Annotated in this window: 21 protein-coding genes; 9 read left to right on the forward strand and 12 right to left on the reverse strand. The window is 63.8% G+C overall.

What is annotated here, in order from left to right; genetic code table 11:
- The 8 genes from CF68_RS30070 to CF68_RS37570 form a co-directional block, all read right to left on the reverse strand.
- The coding region (locus tag CF68_RS30070; protein WP_035826181.1) for a TorF family putative porin at positions 1 to 268 on the reverse strand (268 nt) is incomplete at its 3' end.
- Positions 269 to 401: 133 nt separating this feature from the next.
- The gene (kdpE, locus tag CF68_RS30075) at positions 402 to 1,097 is read right to left on the reverse strand and encodes a two-component system response regulator KdpE (RefSeq protein ID WP_035826184.1); all 696 of its coding nucleotides are present in this window, start codon (positions 1,095 to 1,097) and stop codon (positions 402 to 404) included.
- Between the two features lie 23 nt (positions 1,098 to 1,120).
- The gene (locus tag CF68_RS30080) at positions 1,121 to 3,967 is read right to left on the reverse strand and encodes a DUF4118 domain-containing protein (protein ID WP_035826185.1); all 2,847 of its coding nucleotides are present in this window, start codon (positions 3,965 to 3,967) and stop codon (positions 1,121 to 1,123) included.
- 63 nt (positions 3,968 to 4,030) lie between these two features.
- Positions 4,031 to 4,654, reverse strand: coding sequence for a potassium-transporting ATPase subunit KdpC (kdpC, locus tag CF68_RS30085; RefSeq protein WP_051591753.1), 624 nt, complete (start codon positions 4,652 to 4,654; stop codon positions 4,031 to 4,033).
- A 25-nt stretch (positions 4,655 to 4,679) separates the two neighbouring features.
- Positions 4,680 to 6,905, reverse strand: coding sequence for a potassium-transporting ATPase subunit KdpB (kdpB, locus tag CF68_RS30090; protein ID WP_035826188.1), 2,226 nt, complete (start codon positions 6,903 to 6,905; stop codon positions 4,680 to 4,682).
- Positions 6,906 to 7,008: 103 nt separating this feature from the next.
- Entirely contained in the window at positions 7,009 to 8,829 is a 1,821-nt protein-coding gene (kdpA, locus tag CF68_RS30095; protein ID WP_035826191.1) for a potassium-transporting ATPase subunit KdpA, read from the reverse strand.
- Positions 8,829 to 8,918: a K(+)-transporting ATPase subunit F gene (kdpF, locus tag CF68_RS30100; RefSeq protein ID WP_035826193.1), complete on the reverse strand. Its 90-nt coding sequence runs from the start codon at positions 8,916 to 8,918 to the stop codon at positions 8,829 to 8,831. Before kdpF ends, kdpA begins: the two co-directional genes overlap by 1 nt.
- The gene (locus tag CF68_RS37570) at positions 8,918 to 9,082 is read right to left on the reverse strand and encodes a hypothetical protein (RefSeq protein WP_161786883.1); all 165 of its coding nucleotides are present in this window, start codon (positions 9,080 to 9,082) and stop codon (positions 8,918 to 8,920) included. Before CF68_RS37570 ends, kdpF begins: the two co-directional genes overlap by 1 nt.
- A 347-nt stretch (positions 9,083 to 9,429) precedes the next feature.
- Here CF68_RS37570 and CF68_RS30105 point away from each other — a divergent pair, with 347 nt between their 5' ends.
- Both CF68_RS30105 and CF68_RS30110 read left to right on the forward strand, forming a co-directional pair.
- Positions 9,430 to 9,978: a universal stress protein gene (locus CF68_RS30105; RefSeq protein ID WP_035826196.1), complete on the forward strand. Its 549-nt coding sequence runs from the start codon at positions 9,430 to 9,432 to the stop codon at positions 9,976 to 9,978.
- Positions 9,979 to 10,029: 51 nt separating this feature from the next.
- A complete protein-coding gene (locus CF68_RS30110) occupies positions 10,030 to 10,251 on the forward strand; it encodes a DUF2188 domain-containing protein (protein WP_035826198.1) in 222 nt (73 codons plus the stop codon).
- 34 nt (positions 10,252 to 10,285) lie between these two features.
- Here CF68_RS30110 and CF68_RS30115 read toward each other — a convergent pair whose 3' ends face one another.
- The 4 genes from CF68_RS30115 to CF68_RS30125 all read right to left on the reverse strand — a co-directional run bounded on the left by CF68_RS30115 (position 10,286) and on the right by CF68_RS30125 (position 12,892).
- Positions 10,286 to 11,542: an MFS transporter gene (locus CF68_RS30115; protein ID WP_035826200.1), complete on the reverse strand. Its 1,257-nt coding sequence runs from the start codon at positions 11,540 to 11,542 to the stop codon at positions 10,286 to 10,288.
- A gap of 339 nt (positions 11,543 to 11,881) precedes the next feature.
- On the reverse strand, positions 11,882 to 12,010 hold the full coding sequence (locus CF68_RS39030; protein ID WP_255351159.1) for a hypothetical protein: 129 nt from the start codon (positions 12,008 to 12,010) through the stop codon (positions 11,882 to 11,884).
- Positions 12,011 to 12,466, reverse strand: a complete 456-nt coding sequence (locus tag CF68_RS30120) for a carboxymuconolactone decarboxylase family protein (RefSeq protein WP_035826203.1) — start codon at positions 12,464 to 12,466, stop codon at positions 12,011 to 12,013. It lies immediately after the preceding gene.
- 9 nt (positions 12,467 to 12,475) lie between these two features.
- A complete protein-coding gene (locus CF68_RS30125; protein ID WP_035826205.1) occupies positions 12,476 to 12,892 on the reverse strand; it encodes a cupin domain-containing protein in 417 nt (138 codons plus the stop codon).
- A 99-nt stretch (positions 12,893 to 12,991) separates the two neighbouring features.
- On the opposite strand from CF68_RS30125, the gene CF68_RS30130 reads away from it, so the two are divergent.
- The 7 genes from CF68_RS30130 to CF68_RS30160 all read left to right on the forward strand — a co-directional run bounded on the left by CF68_RS30130 (position 12,992) and on the right by CF68_RS30160 (position 18,763).
- Positions 12,992 to 14,404 carry a PLP-dependent aminotransferase family protein gene (locus CF68_RS30130; protein WP_035826208.1) on the forward strand — a complete coding sequence of 471 codons (1,413 nt, stop codon included), beginning with the start codon at positions 12,992 to 12,994 and terminating at the stop codon, positions 14,402 to 14,404.
- A 17-nt stretch (positions 14,405 to 14,421) separates the two neighbouring features.
- Positions 14,422 to 15,087, forward strand: a complete 666-nt coding sequence (locus CF68_RS30135) for a TetR/AcrR family transcriptional regulator (protein WP_235205938.1) — start codon at positions 14,422 to 14,424, stop codon at positions 15,085 to 15,087.
- 55 nt (positions 15,088 to 15,142) lie between these two features.
- On the forward strand, positions 15,143 to 15,364 hold the full coding sequence (locus tag CF68_RS30140; RefSeq protein WP_035826210.1) for a DUF2798 domain-containing protein: 222 nt from the start codon (positions 15,143 to 15,145) through the stop codon (positions 15,362 to 15,364).
- A 12-nt stretch (positions 15,365 to 15,376) separates the two neighbouring features.
- A complete protein-coding gene (locus CF68_RS30145; RefSeq protein WP_035826213.1) occupies positions 15,377 to 16,333 on the forward strand; it encodes an alpha/beta fold hydrolase in 957 nt (318 codons plus the stop codon).
- A gap of 123 nt (positions 16,334 to 16,456) precedes the next feature.
- Complete coding sequence (locus CF68_RS30150; RefSeq protein ID WP_035826215.1) at positions 16,457 to 16,876, forward strand: organic hydroperoxide resistance protein; 420 nt, start codon at positions 16,457 to 16,459, stop codon at positions 16,874 to 16,876.
- 132 nt (positions 16,877 to 17,008) lie between these two features.
- A complete protein-coding gene (locus CF68_RS30155; RefSeq protein WP_035826218.1) occupies positions 17,009 to 17,434 on the forward strand; it encodes a cupin domain-containing protein in 426 nt (141 codons plus the stop codon).
- Positions 17,435 to 17,446: 12 nt separating this feature from the next.
- A complete protein-coding gene (locus CF68_RS30160; protein ID WP_035826220.1) occupies positions 17,447 to 18,763 on the forward strand; it encodes an epoxide hydrolase family protein in 1,317 nt (438 codons plus the stop codon).
- Positions 18,764 to 18,798 lie beyond the last annotated feature (35 nt).

Genomic DNA, 18,798 nt, shown 5'->3' on the forward strand with positions numbered 1-18,798 from the left:
TCCAGTTGCCCACGTAGAAGCCGCTTTCGTGCGTATAGTCAAAGCCCCCCTGGATCGCGGGCCGCAGGTTGGTCTGGCTGATGCCGCGGTAACGGTAGTCCGAGACCAGCGATACGTTGGCCGTGAACGTATGTGGCGATGCCGGAGCCGCTGCAGGCGCCTCGGCGTCAGGCTGGGATTGCGCCATGGCGGGCATGGCAGCGAAGATGAAGATGGAAGAAGCGGAACAGGCGAGCAGCGCGGCCGCGGTATGGCGCAGGTCAGTCATTGTTGTTGTGACGAGAGTTGAAGGAATCCCCGTTGCAGGGAGCCTCGCCACGATATGGCCTGACGCGTAAAAACGGTATCAAAAGCCGCGGTGCCCGCGTACAAATGCAATAAATGCGGCCTGGATTCGGGCGTTATCCGGCAAACCGGTAGCCCAGACCGACCTCCGTCAGCAAGTGAGCGGGCCGCGCCGGATCCGCTTCGAGCTTGTGCCGCAGATGTCCCATATAGACGCGCAGGTACTGGCTGCTGTCGGCCTGAGAGGGCCCCCACACCTCCCGCAGCAATTCCCGGTGCGTCATCACCTTGCCGCGGTGGGCGATCAGGACCGCCAGCAGACGATACTCGATCGGCGTCAGATGCACGGGCTGTCCGGAACGGGTGACGACGCGGCTGGCCAGGTCAACTTGCACGTCGCCGAACATGATCTGGTGCGAGCCCTGTGCGTTGGCCCTGGCATGCCGGCGCAGCAGCACGCGCAGGCGTGCGACCAGTTCGCCAACGCCAAAGGGCTTGGTCAGGTAGTCATCCGCGCCGGCATCCAGCGCACCGATCTTGTCGGCCTCTCCACTACGTGCCGACAGGACCAGCACCGGTACGTCAGTCCACGTACGGATCTCGCTGATCAATTGCACCCCGTCTCCGTCCGGCAACCCCAGGTCGAGAATGACGAGGTCAGGTTGCCGGGTGCCTGCCTCGATCAGCCCGCGCTTGAGCGATTCCGCCTCGTGCACCGTGCAACCTTCGGACTCCAGGGTCGAGCGGACAAAGCGCCGGATATGCGGCTCATCCTCAACCAGCAAGACTGTCGGGGAAAAATCAAATGGCATCAACTCTCTCTCTCTCTCTCTCTCTAGGTATCAGTCTGCTCCGGCTCCACCGCTGGCGGATTTCCACGCGGCAACGCTACCAGGAAGCGCGCGCCCGCCTGGCCGCCGGGCCGGTCTGGCCGTTGCGCGGGTTCCACCCAGATGCGCCCGCCATGGGCTTGCACGATTGCCTCGCATACGGCGAGGCCCAGGCCGACGCCCGCGGTCGCGGATTCGCGCTCACCGCGCGTGAATTTCTCGAAGATCTGCCGTTCCTTGCCCTTGGGCACGCCCGGGCCATCATCCTCTACCGCAATCCTGATCTCGTCGTCGACCGGCGCGGCCGAGAGCCGGATCTCCGTGCCGGCAGGCGTGTATTTGGCGGCATTCTCCAGCAGGTTGCACAGCACGCGCTCGATCAGCACGGCGTCGCATTCGACCAGGGGAACCCGGGACAAGTCGGCGACAACCACGCGGTGGTGCTCGAGCGCTTCGCGCATGGCAGCCAGGCTGGCGCCAACCAGCTCCTCCACCGATTGCCACTCCTTGCTGGTCCGGACTTCCCGGCCCTGCAGCTTGGCCATGTCCAGCAGGTTCACCACCATCGTCCGCATGCGCCTGGCCTGTTCCAGCATGGCGGCCGCGGTATCGGCCAGCGACGGCGTCAGCCCGGGATCGCTGCGCTGCATGGTTTCCGCCATGCCGATCAGGCTGGTCAGCGGGGTTCGCAGGTCATGGGAGACAGCGGCCAGCAATGAACTGCGCAGGCGCTCTGACTCCATCGACAGCAAGGCCTGCTGCGCCACTTCGACGTAATGCAAGCGCTCGATGGCGATCGCGATCAGCGTGCAGAACACATCGACCTGGCGCCGCAGCGCAGGTTGCGCAAAGGCGCGTGATACCGCTGGCTCGACCGCCAGCACGCCACGGGTCTGCATCGGCGCCTTCAATGGCAGATACAGCACGGTGCTGCCTGGCAATGTGTGCGTGCCGGTGCCGGCGGGCTGGCCGTGATCGAATACCCACTCTGCCAGTACACGGTCGATCGAGTCGGTTCGCGCCCCGGTGTCATGCTGTTCGACGTCAGACACGGGCGGCAGCAAGCGGCCCTCCGGGGAAACCAGGAAGAAGGCTGAATTGGCATCGAAGGCGGCACGCAGGAAACGGCTGGCGATCGAAACAATCTGGTCCGGCATCAGCGCCGCGGAGAGTTCCCGGGCCAGTTCGTACAGCGTGCGGGCATCGTTCTCGCGCTGCACCGCCACTTGCGCCTGTTCGCGCAAACCGGCCGTCAGTTGCCCGATGACCAGCCCCACGGACAGCAGCACGAGGAACGTCAGCAGATACTGCACGTCGCTGACGGCGAACGACAGCCGCGGCGGTACGAAGAAGAAGTCGAAAGCGGCAACGGCCAATACCGAAGCCAGTGCCGCAGGTCCGCGGCCATGGCGAAGCGCGACGCCGACCACCGCCGCGAGGAACAGCATGGCAATGTTGACGACGTCGAACCATGGAAACGCGAGCGCCGACAACGCCGTGGCACCGGCACACCATACCACTGCCCACAGATAGTCTCTGCGCGTGGCCCCGTCGCCTGGCGCGGGCGCGTCTGGCTCGTCAGTGCCATGGCGCGGACGAAGATCGACCCGCGTTGTGTCTGCCGCAACGCGGATGATGTCGATCTCCGGACAGCCGATCGCCAGCGCATCGGCAAAGCTGCGGCGGCCGAACAACCACGCCGGCGCGTTCACGAATGGCGTCAAGGCCAGGCCGAGAAGGGCGCGGGCCCGCTCCGCAACGGAGGCGCCGCCCCGGCGCCAGTCCGCCGGCGCCCTGCCGATGACCACTTTAGTCAGGTTGTGGCGGCGAACGTACCCCACGATTGCCTGGACCATGTCGTTGCCTGCCAGGGTCTCGGTGCGTGCGCCCAACTCCTCTGCGAGCCGCATGGCCGTCTGCAGGCGAGTTTTGGCGAAATCGGACGGGGGCGCCAGCCTGGGTGTGGCGATGGTCACCACATGCCAGTCGCAATCGAGCTGGCCGGCAAGCCGGCGCGCACTCCTGACGACCTGCTCGGCATCGTCACCACTACCGATGCAAGCCAGCACGGCCTCCCGGGTCCGCCACACGCCTTGCACGGCTTCGGACTGACGCCATGCCCGGACATCGGAGTCCACCCGGTCGGCGGTCCGGCGCAGCGCCAGCTCGCGCAGGGCGATCAGATTTCCCTTCCGGAAAAAATTGCGCGCCGCATGTCGCGCCTGCTCCGGCAGATAGACCTTGCCTTCCTTCAGCCGGCGCAGCAGCTCGTCTGCCGGAAGGTCCACCAGCACGACTTCGTCGGCGCCGTCGAAGACAACGTCCGGCACGGTTTCCCAGACGCGGATGCCGGTGATGCCGCCCACCGCCTCATTCAGGCTGTCCAGATGCTGCACATTGACCGTGGTCCAGACGTCGATCCCGGCAGCCTGCAGTTCCTGGATATCCTGCCACCGCTTGGGATGGCGACTGCCCGGTGCGTTGGAATGGGCCAGTTCGTCAACCAGGATCAGGGCCGGATGCCGCGCCAGCGCAGCGTCCAGGTCGAACTCCTGCAGAACCCGCTCGCGGTACGGCACGTCCTTCATTGGCAAGCGCTCGATCCCGGAGATCAGCGCTTCGGTCTCGGCGCGGCCGTGGGTCTCCACGATGCCGATGACGACATCGGTGCCCTGCGCGGACGCCGCCCGCGCGGCGGTGAGCATGGCGAAGGTCTTGCCCACCCCGGCGGAAGCGCCAAAGTAGACCCTGAGTTTGCCGCGCGAGGTGCGAGCGCCTTCCTCCTGCACCCTTTGGAGCAGGGCGTCGGGGTCGGGGCGCGCGCCGGCTTCGCGCATTTCGGCATCAGACATCGGAAGGCTCACCCTCTATCCTTGCAAACCAGTTCTGCCTCGCATCCGCATCCCGGCACTGGGTTACTTCCGTGCAATGGCATCCAATCCAAGGTTCAGCTTCAGGACATTGACTCCCGGGTCGCCCAGGACCGGCAGCAGCGGCGTGTCCGTATTTTCTGCAATCAGCTGCTTCACCTGCTCGATCGGAATCCCCCGGGCGCGGGCGATGCGTGCCGCCTGGTACTCCGCGGCCGCAGGGCTGATGTGCGGGTCGAGCCCGCTGCCGGATGCCGTGACCAGGTCCACCGGCACGGGGGCCTGGTTGTCCGGATCCGCGGCGTGCAGGGCGTCGACGCGCGCGCGTGCGGCGTCGGTCAGCGCCGGATTGGTGGGGCCCAGGTTGGATCCCACCGAAGCCGCGGCGTTATACGGCATCGGCGCCGTGGCCGACAGGCGGCCCCAGAAGTACTTCGGGTCGGAGAACGGCTGGCCGATCAGTTCCGAGCCAACTGTCTTGCCATCCTTCTCGATCAGCGAGCCGGCTGCCTGATGCGGGCACACGGCCTTGGAGATTGCCGTGATCACGCCGGGATACAGCAGGCCGGTCACCAGCGAAAGGCCAACGAACACCACCAACATGGGCCGCAACAAGCCACCTTGCACGGGTGCCGGCGACGGCTGGCGGGACTGCACTTGCGTATTCATGAATGCTCCGAATCGTGGGAGAAAATCAGACCCAGCCAAACAGGGCCAGGATCATGTCGATCAGCTTGATGCCAACAAACGGGACCAGGATGCCACCAAGACCGTAGATCAGCAGGTTGCGGCGCAGCAGCACCGCGGCGCCCAGTGGCCGGTAGACCACGCCCTTGAGCGCAAGCGGGATCAGCACGACGATGATCAGCGCGTTGAAGATCACAGCCGACATGATGGCCGATGCCGGCGTGGCGAGCCCCATCACATTGAGCAAGTTGAGCTGCGGATAGGTGGTGGCAAACGCCGCCGGGAGGATCGCGAAGTACTTGGCGATGTCGTTGGCCACGCTGAAGGTCGTCAGCGAGCCGCGCGTCATCAGCATCTGCTTGCCGATCTCGACGATCTCGATCAGCTTGGTCGGGTTGCTGTCCAGGTCCACCATGTTGCCGGCTTCCTTGGCCGCCTGGGTGCCGCTGTTCATTGCCACGGCCACGTCGGCCTGGGCCAGTGCCGGGGCGTCGTTGGTGCCGTCGCCGGTCATCGCGACCAGCCGCCCTTCGGTCTGGTACTGGCGGATCAGCTTGAGCTTGGCTTCCGGCGTGGCTTCGGCCAGGAAGTCGTCAACGCCTGCTTCCGCCGCAATCGAAGCCGCCGTCAGCCGGTTGTCGCCGGTGATCATCACGGTCTTGATGCCCATCTTGCGCAGTTCGCCGAAGCGCTCGCGAATGCCGGTCTTGACGATGTCTTTCAGCTCGATCACGCCAAGCACGCGCACCGAATCGCTGTTGGCGTCGGCTACCACCAGCGGCGTGCTGCCGGCGCAGGCGACCTCGTCAACGGCCTGCAAGACCGCATCGGGGAACTTGCCGGCGCGTTCCGTGACGTAGCGGCGCACGGCATCGGCCGCACCCTTGCGCACGTGACGCTCGCCGCCGCCATCGCTCAGGTCAACTCCGCTCATGCGGGTCTGGGCGCTGAACGGCACGAATTCCGGCTTCATGCTTGCCATCACCGGCGCCGTCAGCCCCGGAAGCTGGCGGGCAAGGGTGATGATGCTGCGGCCTTCCGGCGTCTCGTCGGCCAGCGACGACAGCCATGCCGCTTCCGCGAGCTGCAGCTGCGACACGCCCGGGGCCGGGATGAAGCGCGATGCCTGGCGGTTGCCATGGGTAATGGTGCCGGTCTTGTCGAGCAGCAGCACGTCCACGTCACCGGCGGCTTCGACAGCACGGCCCGAGGTGGCAATCACGTTGGCTTCCATCATCCGGCTCATACCCGCCACGCCAATGGCTGACAGCAGCCCGCCGATCGTGGTGGGAATCAGGCAAACCAGCAGGGCCACCAGCACCGTGATCGTCACCGGCACGCCAGCCTTCGTCACCAGGACGCTGTAGAGCGAGAACGGCTGCAGCGTGGCCGTGGCCAGCAGCAGCACGATGGTCAGCCCGACCAGCAGGATCGTCAGGGCCAGTTCGTTCGGCGTCTTCTGCCGCTTGGCGCCTTCAACCATCGTGATCATGCGGTCGATGAAGCTCTCGCCCGGGTTGGTCGTGATGCGCGCCACGATCCAGTCGGACAGCACGCGCGTACCGCCGGTCACCGACGAGAAGTCGCCGCCCGACTCGCGGATCACCGGCGCCGATTCGCCGGTGATGGCGCTTTCGTCGACCGAGGCCACGCCGTCGATCACTTCGCCGTCGCCGGGGATCATCTCGCCGGCCTGCACCAGCACCACGTCGCCGCGGCGCAGCGCCGTCGCGGGGCGCGCTTCGGTGGCACTTCCACGCTTGCCGTCCTTCAGCACGCGTGCGGTGACCGTGGTCTTCAGGCCGCGAAGCGCTTCCGCCTGCTGCTTGCTCCGGCCTTCGGCAAGTGCCTCGGCAAGGTTGGCGAACAGCACCGTGAACCACAGCCACACCGAAACCGCCAGGATGAAGCCCGCGGATTCTCCACCAGGCGCTGCCGCCGGCGCGGCCATTGCCTTCAGGAAAAGGATGGTGGTCAGGATGCTGCCCACGTAGACCACGAACATCACCGGGTTGCGCAGCTGGTCGCGCGGCGACAACTTCCTGAAGGCCGCGACCAGCGCGGGCTTCACCAGCTCCGGCGCGAACATGCTGCGCGCCGGCGGGCGATGATGGTGGGAACCGTGTTGCCGGTCTGACACCGGCGCGCTCTTCGCCTGAAGCGTGTTGGAGGATGACGCTTCTACTGTGTTGGCGCCGCGCTTGGCCACTGGGGCCATCGAATCTTGTTGCATGGTTTCTCCGCAATCCGCTAGAGCCATCCGGCACCTGCATCGGTGAGGCAGGGCTGGGTCCGGACGTGTAGGAATGCTCGATATTTCGTCGTCAGTCGTCGCTTTACTTCGCCGCGCTTGCCGTCACCGCGCCCTGGAGTTGCTCGGCCACCGGCCCCAGCGCCAGCGCCGGAACATAGGTCAGCGCACCGACCAGCAGCACCGTGCCCACCAGCAGGACGACAAACAGCGGGCCGTGCGTCGGCATCGTGCCGCCGCTCACGGGCACGCGCTTCTTGGCTGCCAGCGAGCCCGCCAGCGCAAGGACCGGGATGATGATCCAGAACCGGCCAAACCACATCGCCGCCGCCAGCAGCGTGTTGTAGAACGGGGTGTTGGCAGACAAGCCCGCAAAGGCGCTGCCATTGTTGTTGGCCCCCGACGAGAGCGCGTACAGGATCTCCGAGAAGCCGTGCGTGCCGGGATTGAACACACCGGCGCGCCCCGCCTCGGTCATCACCGCCACCGACGTGCCGAGCAGCACCAGCAGTGGCGTGACCAGGATCGCCACGGCCGTCATCTTCATTTCGTAGACTTCGATCTTCTTGCCGAGGTACTCCGGCGTGCGGCCGATCATCAGTCCGGCGATGAATACCGCGAGCACGGCGTAGACCAGCATGCCGTACAGCCCGGAGCCGACGCCGCCGAACACCACCTCGCCCAGCTGCATCAGCAGCATCGGCACCAGGCCACCGATGGCGGTGAAGGAGTCATGCATGGCATTGACCGCGCCGCACGACGCCGCGGTCGTGATGGTGGCGAACAGTGCCGAAGCGGCGATGCCGAAGCGCGTTTCCTTGCCTTCCATATTGCCGCCGGCCTGCAACAGCGACGCGGCGTGATCCACCGGCATTCCGGCCAGCGCCGGGTTGGCCATCTGCTCGGACATCGCCGCCAGGCAGGCCATCGCGACAAAGATGACTGTCATCGAGGCAAGCACCGCCACACCCTGTCGCCTGTCTCCCACCATTTCGCCAAAGGTGAAGCACAGCGCCGCCGGGATCAGGAAGATCGCCAGCATCTCGATGAGGTTGGCCAGGGCATTCGGGTTCTCGAACGGATGCGCCGAGTTGGCATTGAAGAAGCCGCCGCCGTTGGTGCCCAGCATCTTGATGGCTTCCTGCGAGGCAACCGGGCCCATCGCCAGCGACTGCTTGTCGGTCTTCAGGTCTTCCGTCACCGGCTTGCCTTGTGCATCGAGCACCGGCTGCCCGGCCGCATCGAGCTTCGGCTGGCTGTACTCAACCGGCGTGACCAGGCTGACTTCCTTGTAGGCATCGAAGTTCTGGATCACACCCTGGCTGACCAGCGCCAGTGCAATCACGGTCGCGATCGGCGCCAGCACGTACAGCGTGACCCGCGTCATGTCGACCCAGAAATTGCCGATGGTGGCTGCGCTCTGGCGCGCGAACCCGCGCATCAGCGCGAACACCACGGCGATGCCGGTCGCCGCGGACAGGAAGTTCTGCACGGTGAGCGCGAGCATCTGCGTCAGATAGCCCATGGTCGACTCGCCGGCATAGCCTTGCCAGTTGGTGTTGGCGACAAAGCTGATCGCCGTGTTGAAGGCCGAGTCCGGCGAAACCGCACCAAAGCCCTGCGGATTGAGCGGCAGCACGCCCTGCAGGCGCTGCAGCGCATAGACTGCCACCACGCCAAGCAGGTTGAACGCCAGCACTGCGATGGTGTACTGCTTCCACCCCATCTCGGTATCGGCACGCACGCCGCCCAGGCGATACAGCAGCCGTTCCAGCGGTCGGCCCCAGACGGTCAGCGAATAGTTGCCGTCTTCCACAGCGCGCCGGATATAGCGTCCGAGAAAGGGGGCACACGCCAGCAGGATGGCGAGATAAAGGACCAGCAGGCCCACGAATTGGGAGGACATCAGAATTTCTCCGGCCGGAACAACGCAATGAGGAGGTAAACAAAAATGGCAATGGCCAGCACGCTGCTCAACAGATCCGTCCAGCTCATCACAACCCCCTGTCCGAAGCGCTGTTCTTCACCAGCATCTGGCTATGCGGGCCGCCGTGCTCGCTGCCTGCCGGAGATTTCGGCGCAAGCACGGCGCAAAGCCCCAGCAGGGCCGCGCTCAGCACGGCAAAGCCAATCAATACGATCAAAAAGATCCCGTCCATGACAAAGCACCCTTGAATGGTTTCGGCTTGCAGATTAGCGACGGGGTCGTAAAAACAGGGTAGAAAGGTGGCCGGTGCGTATAAAGAACGTATAAAGATTCGGGCGAACGGCTTGCGCACGCGAACCAAAGCGCACTTTTTAGGCCGCTCTCGATCGTGATGAGCGGTGGCAACGCCACTGCTGTTGGCTGAGGTGCTGCGCCGGCCCGACGCGTCTTTATCGAATCTTTACGCGATGGCGCCATATCTTGATGCGCGGTAAACGCTCCCTCGCGTACGCTGATTGCATGGGATCAGCTGTGTCGGCGAATTCGCCGGGGCAGCCCCGCTACCAGTGCTGAACCGCCATGATCAAACTCCTCGTCGCTGTGGACGGCTCCGACAGCTCGCTGTGGGCTGTCCGGCATGCAGCGTTCCTCTATCGAGAGGGCAGCGTTGCGCAGATCGTGCTGCTCAACGTGCAAGTTCCGATTGAGCATGGAAGGGTCTGTGCCTACCACGCGCTCGACAAGCTGCGGGAGCTGGAACGCAAGCAAGGGGAAGCCGCACTGGCACGTGCAACCGACGTCCTTGACGATTCCGGCGTGGACTACGTGGCGCAGATAGGCGTTGGTTCGACCGCGAATACGATCCTGAACGCCGCACAAGTGTGCGAATGCGACGGTATTGTGCTGGGCCTGTCAGCCTGGTCGCGGGTCCTGCTCCTTGCAGGCGCCGGCACTCCGGCCAGGATCATGCGGCGCTCCCGGGTACCCGTCACGCTGGTCAATGCCCCGCATGCGCAGATCCCGGCCGAGTTCAAGGTGTATCAGCCGCGCACCAGTCGTGTACGCCCTGCGCTTGTCGTCTATTCTTCCGCATTCCAACCTCAATGCGTTGACAGGCTTGCCCACTGAGAGCGCGATCGGCGCTGGTCAATGAAATGCGTTGGTTGGCAAAGGAGCCCCATGTCTGCCGAACTCCAGGTCGTCCGCTACCGTGACGGATGGGATGTCATCTACGAGAGCGCGCGAAACGCAGAGTCGCACCATCCCACCCGCGAGGCTGCCGTGGTGGCTGCGTGCGCCCAGGCCAGTCGCGACGGAGCGGTCCTCGTCACGTTCGATCGAGATGGCAACGAGACCGCCCGGCACGACTATGGCGCCGCCCTTGCGGGATGGATCGTGTGACACGCGCCTCGATCACACAAGGGCCCCAGCTACGTCAATCGAGAGGCTTGACCCGCCGGAACGCACCAAGGAGTGCGAGGTCGTACGCAATCTTGAGCACGCCGCAGGCCACCAGCGGCGTCCCGACCCAGCCCATGGCCAGCAGCGCGCCCGCCAGGGTCGGGCCGAATGCGGCAGCCAGGCTCCTGGGCACGGCGGTCAGGCTTGCCGCCGCGGGCCGCTCGGGCGGCGTCACCACGGCCATGACATAGGCGGTCCGGGTCGGTACATCCATCTGCGACAGCGCGCTGCGTACGAGCAACAGCGCCAGGGTCGCCGGCAGGGAGGGGGAGAACGCGGCCGCGATCAGGCAGAGGCTGGATGGGATATGGGTGAACACCATCGTATTCAGCAAACCGAACCTGCGAGCCAGCGGCGCAGCCACGAGCTGGGAGCCGGCGCTGAGCAGCCCGGCCCAGAAAAAGAACTGCCCGGCGGCACCAATGGAAAGGCTGAAGCGCTGCATCAACCAGAGCGCCAGCAGGGAATTCACCACCAGGCCCCCGGCAAATGCGTCGACGCTGAAGAGCAGGGCAAGGCGGGTAACGATCCGGCGCGACGGTCCCAGCGGGACTCTCGCCGTTGCCAGGTGCGGCGGCGGCTCTGGCATACGGGCATAGAGGATCCAGAGTGCGGCGCCGGTCAGGGCATAGACAATGAACATGGCGCGCAGCGCGCCGAGGACAGGAACTCCAAGCTGCGCCGCGAGCCAGTCCGGCAGCGCCGCCGCCAGCGCGCCAATGGCGGCGCAGAGGGCGCCGGTCAGGCTGTAGCGGGCGAACAGCGCAGTGCGGGCATCGGGGGAGGCTGAATCGGCAAGACCGGCATGCTCAAGCGGCAGGAAGACGCTGACATCGCCGGAGCTGGGGTTGAGCGTGCCAACGAATGCGACCAGCAACAGCGGCCAGAGGGAGGACAGCCCGGCGAAGCCGATGCCGGTCGCGGCCATCAGCGCAGCCGCCGACACCAGCAGCCTGCGCTGCGGATAGCGGTGGCCGATGACGCCCACCAGGACCGTCGCCAGTGCCGAGCCGATCAAGGTGGCGCTGCTGACCAGTCCCACTGCCAGTTGCGCGAAACCGAGGGCCAGCAGGTACGCCGGCAACAGCACGGCGATAAAGCCATCACAGAAGCCTCGCAGCGCGCGGCCGACGAGAAGCGGCAAGGCTCCGGGATGAACGCCTGCGGGCAGGACCAGGCGCGCAAGCCAGCCTCTGCTGACAGTCATGGCCGGGTCTTCAGGTGTGCGCATCGCAATGGCATCCGTGTTCCGGTCGTCTCATGCCGTCAGTGAGAGCGCCCGTGGCGACCCCGCCGTACAAGAACAGCATGCGCCGGACTCGAAGGCACCGGCTTGGGCAAAGCGCACGGCAATGGCAGGCATGGCGGCATGTTAGATGGCTGTAGGCCAGGCTTCAATAGTGTAGAGATCTCTACAGGTTGGGGAGTAACCTGGGGCGCGCCTGAAGTAACGGCATATTCCGCCGAGCAGGGTGGGGCGTTCCACGACCAGGGGCCAGCGCAACAAGGCCGATGTCGGGGGTAGCCACATGGGTCGGTGTTGTGGCGAGGGAAAAGATCGATTTCATGTTCAACTCCTGAACAGATGGGTGGTGCGGGTCATGGCGCCGCATGCGCAGATCGCAGCGGTAAATACGGCGGCGATGAGCTGCGCATCGGCCGCATCTGCGCCGCGCGCCGCCTTGGTATGGCGTTCCAATCAGTCCTTGAGCGCGAGCGCAGCTTCCGGCGCGCGGCGGAAGCTGATCGCCAGGCGATTGAACGCATTCATCAGGCTGATGGCCATCGTCAGGTCGGCCAGCTCTTTTTCGCTGAAGACTGCCGCGGCTGCCTGGAACACCTCGTCAGGAACGTGCGTATCGGCAACGCGAGTCACTGACTCGGCCCATGCAAGGCCAGCCTTTTCACGTTCGCTGAACAGGCCGCCGGCTTCATGCCAGGCTTGCACCAGTGCAAGCTTTTCGATCTTGACGCCCTTTTTGACAAGATCGCGCGTGTGCATGTCGAGGCAATATGCGCATCCGTTGATCTGGCTCACGCGCAGATAGACCAGCTGGACCAATCCCTCGTCGAGGCCCGACTGCATGATGTAGCCATAGACACTGCCAAAGGCTTTTACGCCGCCGGGGGACGTTTTCGTGTAATCCAGTCTCATTTCAGACTCCTACTTGTCGTTGGTGGTAAGTTCTTTATCGTCAGAATCGATGACGAAAACGGCCAGCAGCTTGGCCGGTTGCGTCTTGCTCGCATTGCGACTGACCGGGTGACTTGAACCTGGCTCCTCGTAGAAGCTCTGGCCCGCTTTGTAGGTGCGTTCTGGCCCGTCATTGACTTTGCTGACGATGCTGCCCGAGACGACATAGGCATAAATGAACGCCGACTTGGCATGGCGGTGTGGCAACGAGGCGCTGCTAGGGGGGTAGAGCACTTCCACGGCAATGAGCGATTTGCCCGGGATGTTCGGGATCGCGTGTGAGAAGTTCGGTTTAACCGTTTCTCCAGATCCGTGCGCGGCGGCGAGGCCCGCAGCGGCCATCCCGGTCGCGGCCAGCAATGGCAAAAGAATGCGCTTGAGTTTCATCCTTGATCTCCTTGGTGATCTCTTTGGTGAAAGCATCATGCGCCCGGCCTGGTTCATAAGAAAGAACCAAAAAACGAAATTTCGGATGTACCATGGGCCATGAGCACGATCCTCGACTTCAAACTGGACCGGACAGCCAAGACCTCGCTGGCTGAGCAGATTCGTGTCGGGATAGCCGGCGCCATCGAGAGCGGCGTACTGGCGCCGGGTGCCAGGCTGCCTTCGTGGCTCGACCTCGCGGCGCAACTGGGTGTGGCAAGGGGCACGGTCAAGACGGCGTACGAGCGCCTGGCGGATGCGCAACTGATCGTCGCGTCCCGGCCCGGGGGGAGCAGGGTGGCCGACCATCCCGCAAGGATTCCGCCAGCAGAGCGGTCAAGGTCGATCGAGACGGATCTGCAGTCAGACCTGTACCAGCATTTTCTTCCCGGGCCGGCGGTCTTCCAGATGGGGGTGCCAGCTTCCGATTGCTTTCCCGCAACCCTGGTCGCGCGACTGCGCGCGCGCGCTGTGCGCGATGAAGTCGAAGCGCCCGCTGTCTATCCGGACCCACGCGGCGAGCACGAGCTCAGGCGAGAGATTGCCGCGCATCTGGCGCTCTCGCGAGGCATTGAATGTCGCCCCTCGCAGATTTTTATCACGGCAGGTTTCTCCGGGGCACTTGGCGTTACGTTGCAGGTATTGCGTGCGGAAGGGCGAACTGCGTGGGTTGAAAATCCGGGGTACCTGCCGAGCCGCAGGGCACTCGAGATCTCCCGGATTGCCACGGTCCCGATTCCCGTTGACGAAGACGGGATGGACGTGTCGTATGGAGAGAAATATGCGCCGGATGCCGCCCTGGCGCTGGTGACACCAGGCCAGCAAGCGCCATTGGGTCCGACTTTGTCGCTTCCACGCAGGGTCCAGTTCATTGATTGGGCGAAACACACGGACGCATGGATCATCGAGGACGACTACCTCGGCGAATTGCAACTGAGGCGCCGCGCCGCCCCAGCCCTGGCTTCACAGGACCAGTTCGGGCGGGTCATCCATATCGGCTCGTTCAGCAAGACGATCAGCCCAACGCTGCGACTCGGCTTCGTGGTTGCGCCGCCGGCGCTGGTTCCCCGCTTCGATGAGGCAGTGGCCTGCCTTGCTCCCGCTCCCGGGCCCGCGGTGCAGGCCGCTACGGCGGAATTCATGCGCGATGGCCATTTCCTGCGGCACCTGCGCAAGATGAAGCGAATCTATGCTTGCCGGAGCAATGCGCTGCTCGGCAACCTCGCATCCCGAGGCCTTCAGGCCTATCCCGCCGGGCTGGCCGTCGTACTTCGACTGCCAGATGGCGCCGACGATAAGGCTGTCGCTCGCGAAGCCTTTGCCTACGGACTCGCTCCCGCCCCCCTCTCACCTTGGTACGGCGCTGCCGCCACGAAACGGTCGGGTCTGCTTCTTGGCGTCGCCACCGCCATCGAAGCGCAGCAAGCGACGGCTTGCGGGCGCCTGCATCAAGTGATCAAGCGGTACGCCTGAATTCCAGGCATCGGCAGATGACGGGGGCAGCGGGGATCACTCCGAGCGGATTCATCGATGTCCTTGACAAAAATACCGATTGGTATATTCTAGCTTCCATGAATAAAGCTCAGCGAACCCGCCAGTTCATCGTCGAGAAGACAGCCCCGATCTTCAACGTCAAGGGCTATGCCGGTACGTCCCTGGCCGATATGACGGAGGCCACCGGGCTGACGAAAGGCAGCGTCTACGGCAACTTTGCCAACAAGGAGGAAGTGGCCCTCGCTGCTTTCGATCACAACTGGAAGCAGGCGCAGGCGGCAGTCCGGGCCGTAATGGCCACGAGAGAAACCAGCAAGGAGCAGCTGCTCGCATTGACAGGCGTGTATGAAAGCCTGCCTGAGGAATTCCCCGTGGGGGGATGCCCGCTGCTCAACACAGCGATTGAAGCCGACGACACGCACCCGGCCCTGCGCGAGAAAGCCATGGAGGCTTTCCGGGGCTGGAAGACGCATCTGGCCAAAGTCATCAAGGCAGGGATTGCTTCGCAGGAGTTCCGCAAAGACGTCGATGCCGAGCAGACGGCCGTCACGCTGATTGCATTGATCGAGGGCGCCATCATGATCTCTCGCCTCACAGGCAACGCTGGCTACAGCAAGGCCGTGATGTCGGCGGTAGAAAAAACCATCGTCGATCTGAAGTGATTTTTTTTGACCAAAAATATACCAATCGGTATTTTATCTGCCAAAGGAAGCAACCATGAGCGTGCAGCTGAAACGGAAAGTCGCATTCGCCCTGTCGATGGGAGTCGTGACGACAGGGATTATTTCCTTCGTCCTCCTTACTCTCAATCTCGGATTCTCGGAAGGATTTGCCCTGAAGTGGCTGCGTTCCTGGGGCATCGGATACGTGATCGTCATTCCCGCCATTCTCCTGGTCGGTCCGCGTCTGCAAACGCAGGTCGATCGCCTGATTCACTGAGCCACCACTGACATGTCCAGGTCATTCCTGCAGCGGCTGCTTGCCTCCGTTCTCGTCCTCGGCGCCTTGATTGCGTCGGGATGCGCCCACCACGCCCACAAGCCGGTACAGAAAGCCGAGATCGGATTCATCAAACTCGACACGGACATCTCGCTCAGAACGATGGTGGTGCACAACCCCAGCCCGAAAGGGAGCGTTCTCTTCCTGCATGGATTCCCGGAGACCCTGTACGCCTGGAAGGACATTGCCCTGGCTCTCGGCGATGACTACGAAGTACACGCCATCGACTGGCCTGGCTACGGCCTTTCGTCACGACCAACGGCCGACAAGTTTTCCTATGCGCCCAGAGACTATGCCCGGGTTCTGAAGGAGTACATCCGCAAGGCAGGCATCGACACGTCGAAGCTCACGATCTACGCAACGGATATCGGAGCCTTGCCTGCTCTTCTCCTGACTCTCGAAGAACCGGACATTGCCAGGACGATCATCGTGGGCGACTTCGCCCCGTTCAACAGACCTCGTTACATGTACGAGAGCCTGCAGAGCCTGAAGTCGCAACCTTCGGCCGAGCTGGCTCGTGTTCAGCTGAACAAGAATCGCGAGGATGTTCTCCAGAATGCCTACAGGCGAGGCTTGTCCAGGGAAGCGCAGTTCGACGTATCCGGCGAACTCAAGGACGACATGTCGCGCGGATGGAGCCACGGGGAGATGACGTCAGCGGACGCCTTCTATCACTACTACTCGCACTTCACGCGGGACCAGGAGTACTTCGAGGCGAACCTGGGCCAGCTCAAGACGCCCGTGAAGGTAATTTGGGGTGAGAAAGACATCTACATCGATAAGGACATGGGCATCGAGTTCGCCGAGAAGGCCCATGCAGCGTTCACCCTGCTTCACGGGATTGGGCACTACCCGCACCTGCAGGACCCCCAGCAAACCGTGGCAGAGATTCGCGCCTCATTCCGGTAAGCCCGCATTACGAGCGGGCCCCGCGCAGCCAGTTGCCCTGATTGAGCGTCGTCCGCAGGCGCCACCCCGGACGACGCTCAATCCCGTGTGGCGAACAACACCCTTAACCTGGAACATCCCGCGATGATCAACCAATTGGATAAAGTGATTTACACCGGCAAGACCCACACTACCGGCGGCCGCAACGGAAATTCCCGCAGCTCCGACGACCGTCTGGTCATCGACCTCTCAGGACCCGGCAGCAACGGCGGCGGTACCAATCCGGAGCAGCTCCTGGGCGCTGGTTGGTCGGCTTGCTTCCTTGGCGCAATCGGCAGGGCGGCACAGGCGGCCAAGGTCGCGCTTCCGGCCGACGCGGCCGTTGATGCTGAAGTGGATCTCGGCCAGGCCGGAGACGCCTACTTTCTGGCGGCGCGGCTCAATGTCAGTTTGCCTGGCCTCGACCGCGAGGTTGCCCAGTCCCTCGCAACGGCCGCACACCAGATTTGCCCGTACTCCAAGGCCACGCGCGGGAATATCGATGTCGAGATCAACATCGTCTGAGGACGACCGGATCCCGCACGACAAATAAGAGCCCCTCTCCGCTTCGCACGCATTGGTCGATTCTCGCCGATGCGTGCCACGAACCCTCCCATGATTCCCATCCGTCGTTAAGCACGACAAGGAAACCTGCCCATGAAAATGACCCGAATCTTCGCCGTGGCCCTGCTTATCGCCGGCAACGGTTTGCTTCTACCAACGGCTCAAGCGCAAACGCCGGGAGTCCACCGCACCGATCTGGTCCAGCGCGACCTCAGCGTGCCCGGTCGTGAGGGCGTACAGGTACGCGTCGACTTTGATCCCGGCGCATTCGCACCGAAACACTCGCACCCCGGCGAAGAAATCGCCTATGTCCTGCAAGGGACGCTGGAATACCAGCTCGACGACAAGCCGCCTGTCACGCTGAAGGCCGGTGACTCGCTGTTCATTCCGGCCGGGAGTGCCCATTCGGCGCGCAACGTCGGCAGCGGCAAGGCGTCCGAACTGGCAACATACATCGTCAGGAAGGGTGTGCCTCTGGCGGTGCCAGCCAGGCAATCTGGATCGGCCACTGCAGAATAAGGGAGGCTTGCAATGAACACGGAATGGTCCAACCAGGCTCCCGACCCGTCGCGCCGGACTTTACTATTGGGCGGCGTGGCGACGGTAGCGCTCTCCATGCTTTACCCGCCCCTGACTGCCGCTGCGCAGGAAAAATCCGGGCTTCCCGTGGCATCAGATGCGATCCGCCCATTCCGTGCGCACGTCCCGCAAGCGGCCCTCGTCGATCTGCGCCGCCGCCTTGTCGCTACGCGCTGGCCCGATCCGGAAACAGTCGGCGATCGGTCACAGGGCGTGCAGCTTGAAAAATTCCAGCCGCTCATGCGCTACTGGGCAACGGGCTATGACTGGCGCAAGGCCGAGGCAAAACTTAATGCCTGGCCGCAGTTTGTGACGAACATCGACGGCCTGGACATTCATTTCATCCATGTCCGCTCGCGCCATGCAAACGCGATGCCGCTCATCATGACCCACGGCTGGCCAGGGTCGGTCTTCGAGTTGCTCAATGTCATTGGCCCGCTGACGGACCCCACGGCGCACGGCGGCACTGCAAACGACGCGTTCCATCTGGTGATTCCGTCGATTCCCGGCTTCGGCTTTTCACAGAAGCCCAAGGACACCGGCTGGAATCCGGATCGCATCGCCCGCACCTGGGACGTGCTGATGAAGCGGCTCGGATATGCGCGCTACGTTTCGCAGGGAGGCGACTGGGGCGCCATCATCTCCGACGCACTTGGCCGTCTGGCGCCTGAAGGGCTGCTTGGCATCCACGTCAACCGCATCGAGCGCGCCACGACCTTGCCGCCGGCAATAGCCATGGCGCTGAAAAGCGGGGAGCCTGCGCCGGCAAGCCTGACCCCCGAAGAAAAGCAGGTGTTCGACGAGGCGAGGGATTTTCTCAACAAGGGGTTCGGTTATGCGGCCATCATGCAAACGCGGCCGCAGACCATTGGCTTTGGCCTGGACGATTCGCCAGTGGGGCTGGCAGCGTGGATCTATGACAAGCTGGCCGACTGGGTATTCACGCGTGGCGATCCTGAGCGAGCACTGGGCCGTGACGCGATCCTTGACAACATCTCGCTCTACTGGCTCACAAATACAGGCGGGTCGAGCGGGCGGATCTACTGGGAAACCAGTGTCGCTCCGGCAAAGAATTCCCCCATCACCGTTCCAGTGGCAGTGACCGTCTTCCCTGGCGAGGTCTACCGGCCACCGAGGCAGTGGTTGGCACGAGCCTATCCAAGCCTGATCTACTACAACCACGTTGCCAAAGGCGGTCACTTCGCGGCTTGGGAGGAACCGGAGTTGTTCAGCGCCGAGCTACGATCTGCGTTCCGATCGTTGCGCTGAGCGGAAGAAACTGCGTGGGAATGGTGTCGGCACCA

The organism is Cupriavidus sp. SK-4 (assembly GCF_000611125.1).
In the GTDB taxonomy this organism is placed as follows: domain Bacteria; phylum Pseudomonadota; class Gammaproteobacteria; order Burkholderiales; family Burkholderiaceae; genus Cupriavidus; species Cupriavidus necator.

What these genes read in the sequence shown, in the direction of transcription:
- CF68_RS30105 (WP_035826196.1), top strand. Translation starts at nt 9,430, where the DNA reads ATGATCAAACTCCTCGTCGCTGTGGACGGCTCCGACAGCTCGCTGTGG.
- kdpF (WP_035826193.1), bottom strand. Translation starts at nt 8,918, where the DNA reads ATGAGCTGGACGGATCTGTTGAGCAGCGTGCTGGCCATTGCCATTTTT.
- kdpA (WP_035826191.1), bottom strand. Translation starts at nt 8,829, where the DNA reads ATGTCCTCCCAATTCGTGGGCCTGCTGGTCCTTTATCTCGCCATCCTG.
- CF68_RS37570 (WP_161786883.1), bottom strand. Translation starts at nt 9,082, where the DNA reads ATGGACGGGATCTTTTTGATCGTATTGATTGGCTTTGCCGTGCTGAGC.
- CF68_RS30155 (WP_035826218.1), top strand. Translation starts at nt 17,009, where the DNA reads ATGAAAATGACCCGAATCTTCGCCGTGGCCCTGCTTATCGCCGGCAAC.
- CF68_RS30160 (WP_035826220.1), top strand. Translation starts at nt 17,447, where the DNA reads ATGAACACGGAATGGTCCAACCAGGCTCCCGACCCGTCGCGCCGGACT.
- CF68_RS30125 (WP_035826205.1), bottom strand. Translation starts at nt 12,892, where the DNA reads ATGAAACTCAAGCGCATTCTTTTGCCATTGCTGGCCGCGACCGGGATG.
- kdpC (WP_051591753.1), bottom strand. Translation starts at nt 4,654, where the DNA reads ATGAATACGCAAGTGCAGTCCCGCCAGCCGTCGCCGGCACCCGTGCAA.
- CF68_RS30150 (WP_035826215.1), top strand. Translation starts at nt 16,457, where the DNA reads ATGATCAACCAATTGGATAAAGTGATTTACACCGGCAAGACCCACACT.
- CF68_RS30110 (WP_035826198.1), top strand. Translation starts at nt 10,030, where the DNA reads ATGTCTGCCGAACTCCAGGTCGTCCGCTACCGTGACGGATGGGATGTC.
- CF68_RS30135 (WP_235205938.1), top strand. Translation starts at nt 14,422, where the DNA reads ATGACGGGGGCAGCGGGGATCACTCCGAGCGGATTCATCGATGTCCTT.
- CF68_RS30120 (WP_035826203.1), bottom strand. Translation starts at nt 12,466, where the DNA reads ATGAGACTGGATTACACGAAAACGTCCCCCGGCGGCGTAAAAGCCTTT.
- CF68_RS30145 (WP_035826213.1), top strand. Translation starts at nt 15,377, where the DNA reads ATGTCCAGGTCATTCCTGCAGCGGCTGCTTGCCTCCGTTCTCGTCCTC.
- kdpE (WP_035826184.1), bottom strand. Translation starts at nt 1,097, where the DNA reads ATGCCATTTGATTTTTCCCCGACAGTCTTGCTGGTTGAGGATGAGCCG.
- CF68_RS30130 (WP_035826208.1), top strand. Translation starts at nt 12,992, where the DNA reads ATGAGCACGATCCTCGACTTCAAACTGGACCGGACAGCCAAGACCTCG.
- kdpB (WP_035826188.1), bottom strand. Translation starts at nt 6,905, where the DNA reads ATGCAACAAGATTCGATGGCCCCAGTGGCCAAGCGCGGCGCCAACACA.
- CF68_RS30115 (WP_035826200.1), bottom strand. Translation starts at nt 11,542, where the DNA reads ATGCGCACACCTGAAGACCCGGCCATGACTGTCAGCAGAGGCTGGCTT.
- CF68_RS30080 (WP_035826185.1), bottom strand. Translation starts at nt 3,967, where the DNA reads ATGTCTGATGCCGAAATGCGCGAAGCCGGCGCGCGCCCCGACCCCGAC.
- CF68_RS30140 (WP_035826210.1), top strand. Translation starts at nt 15,143, where the DNA reads ATGAGCGTGCAGCTGAAACGGAAAGTCGCATTCGCCCTGTCGATGGGA.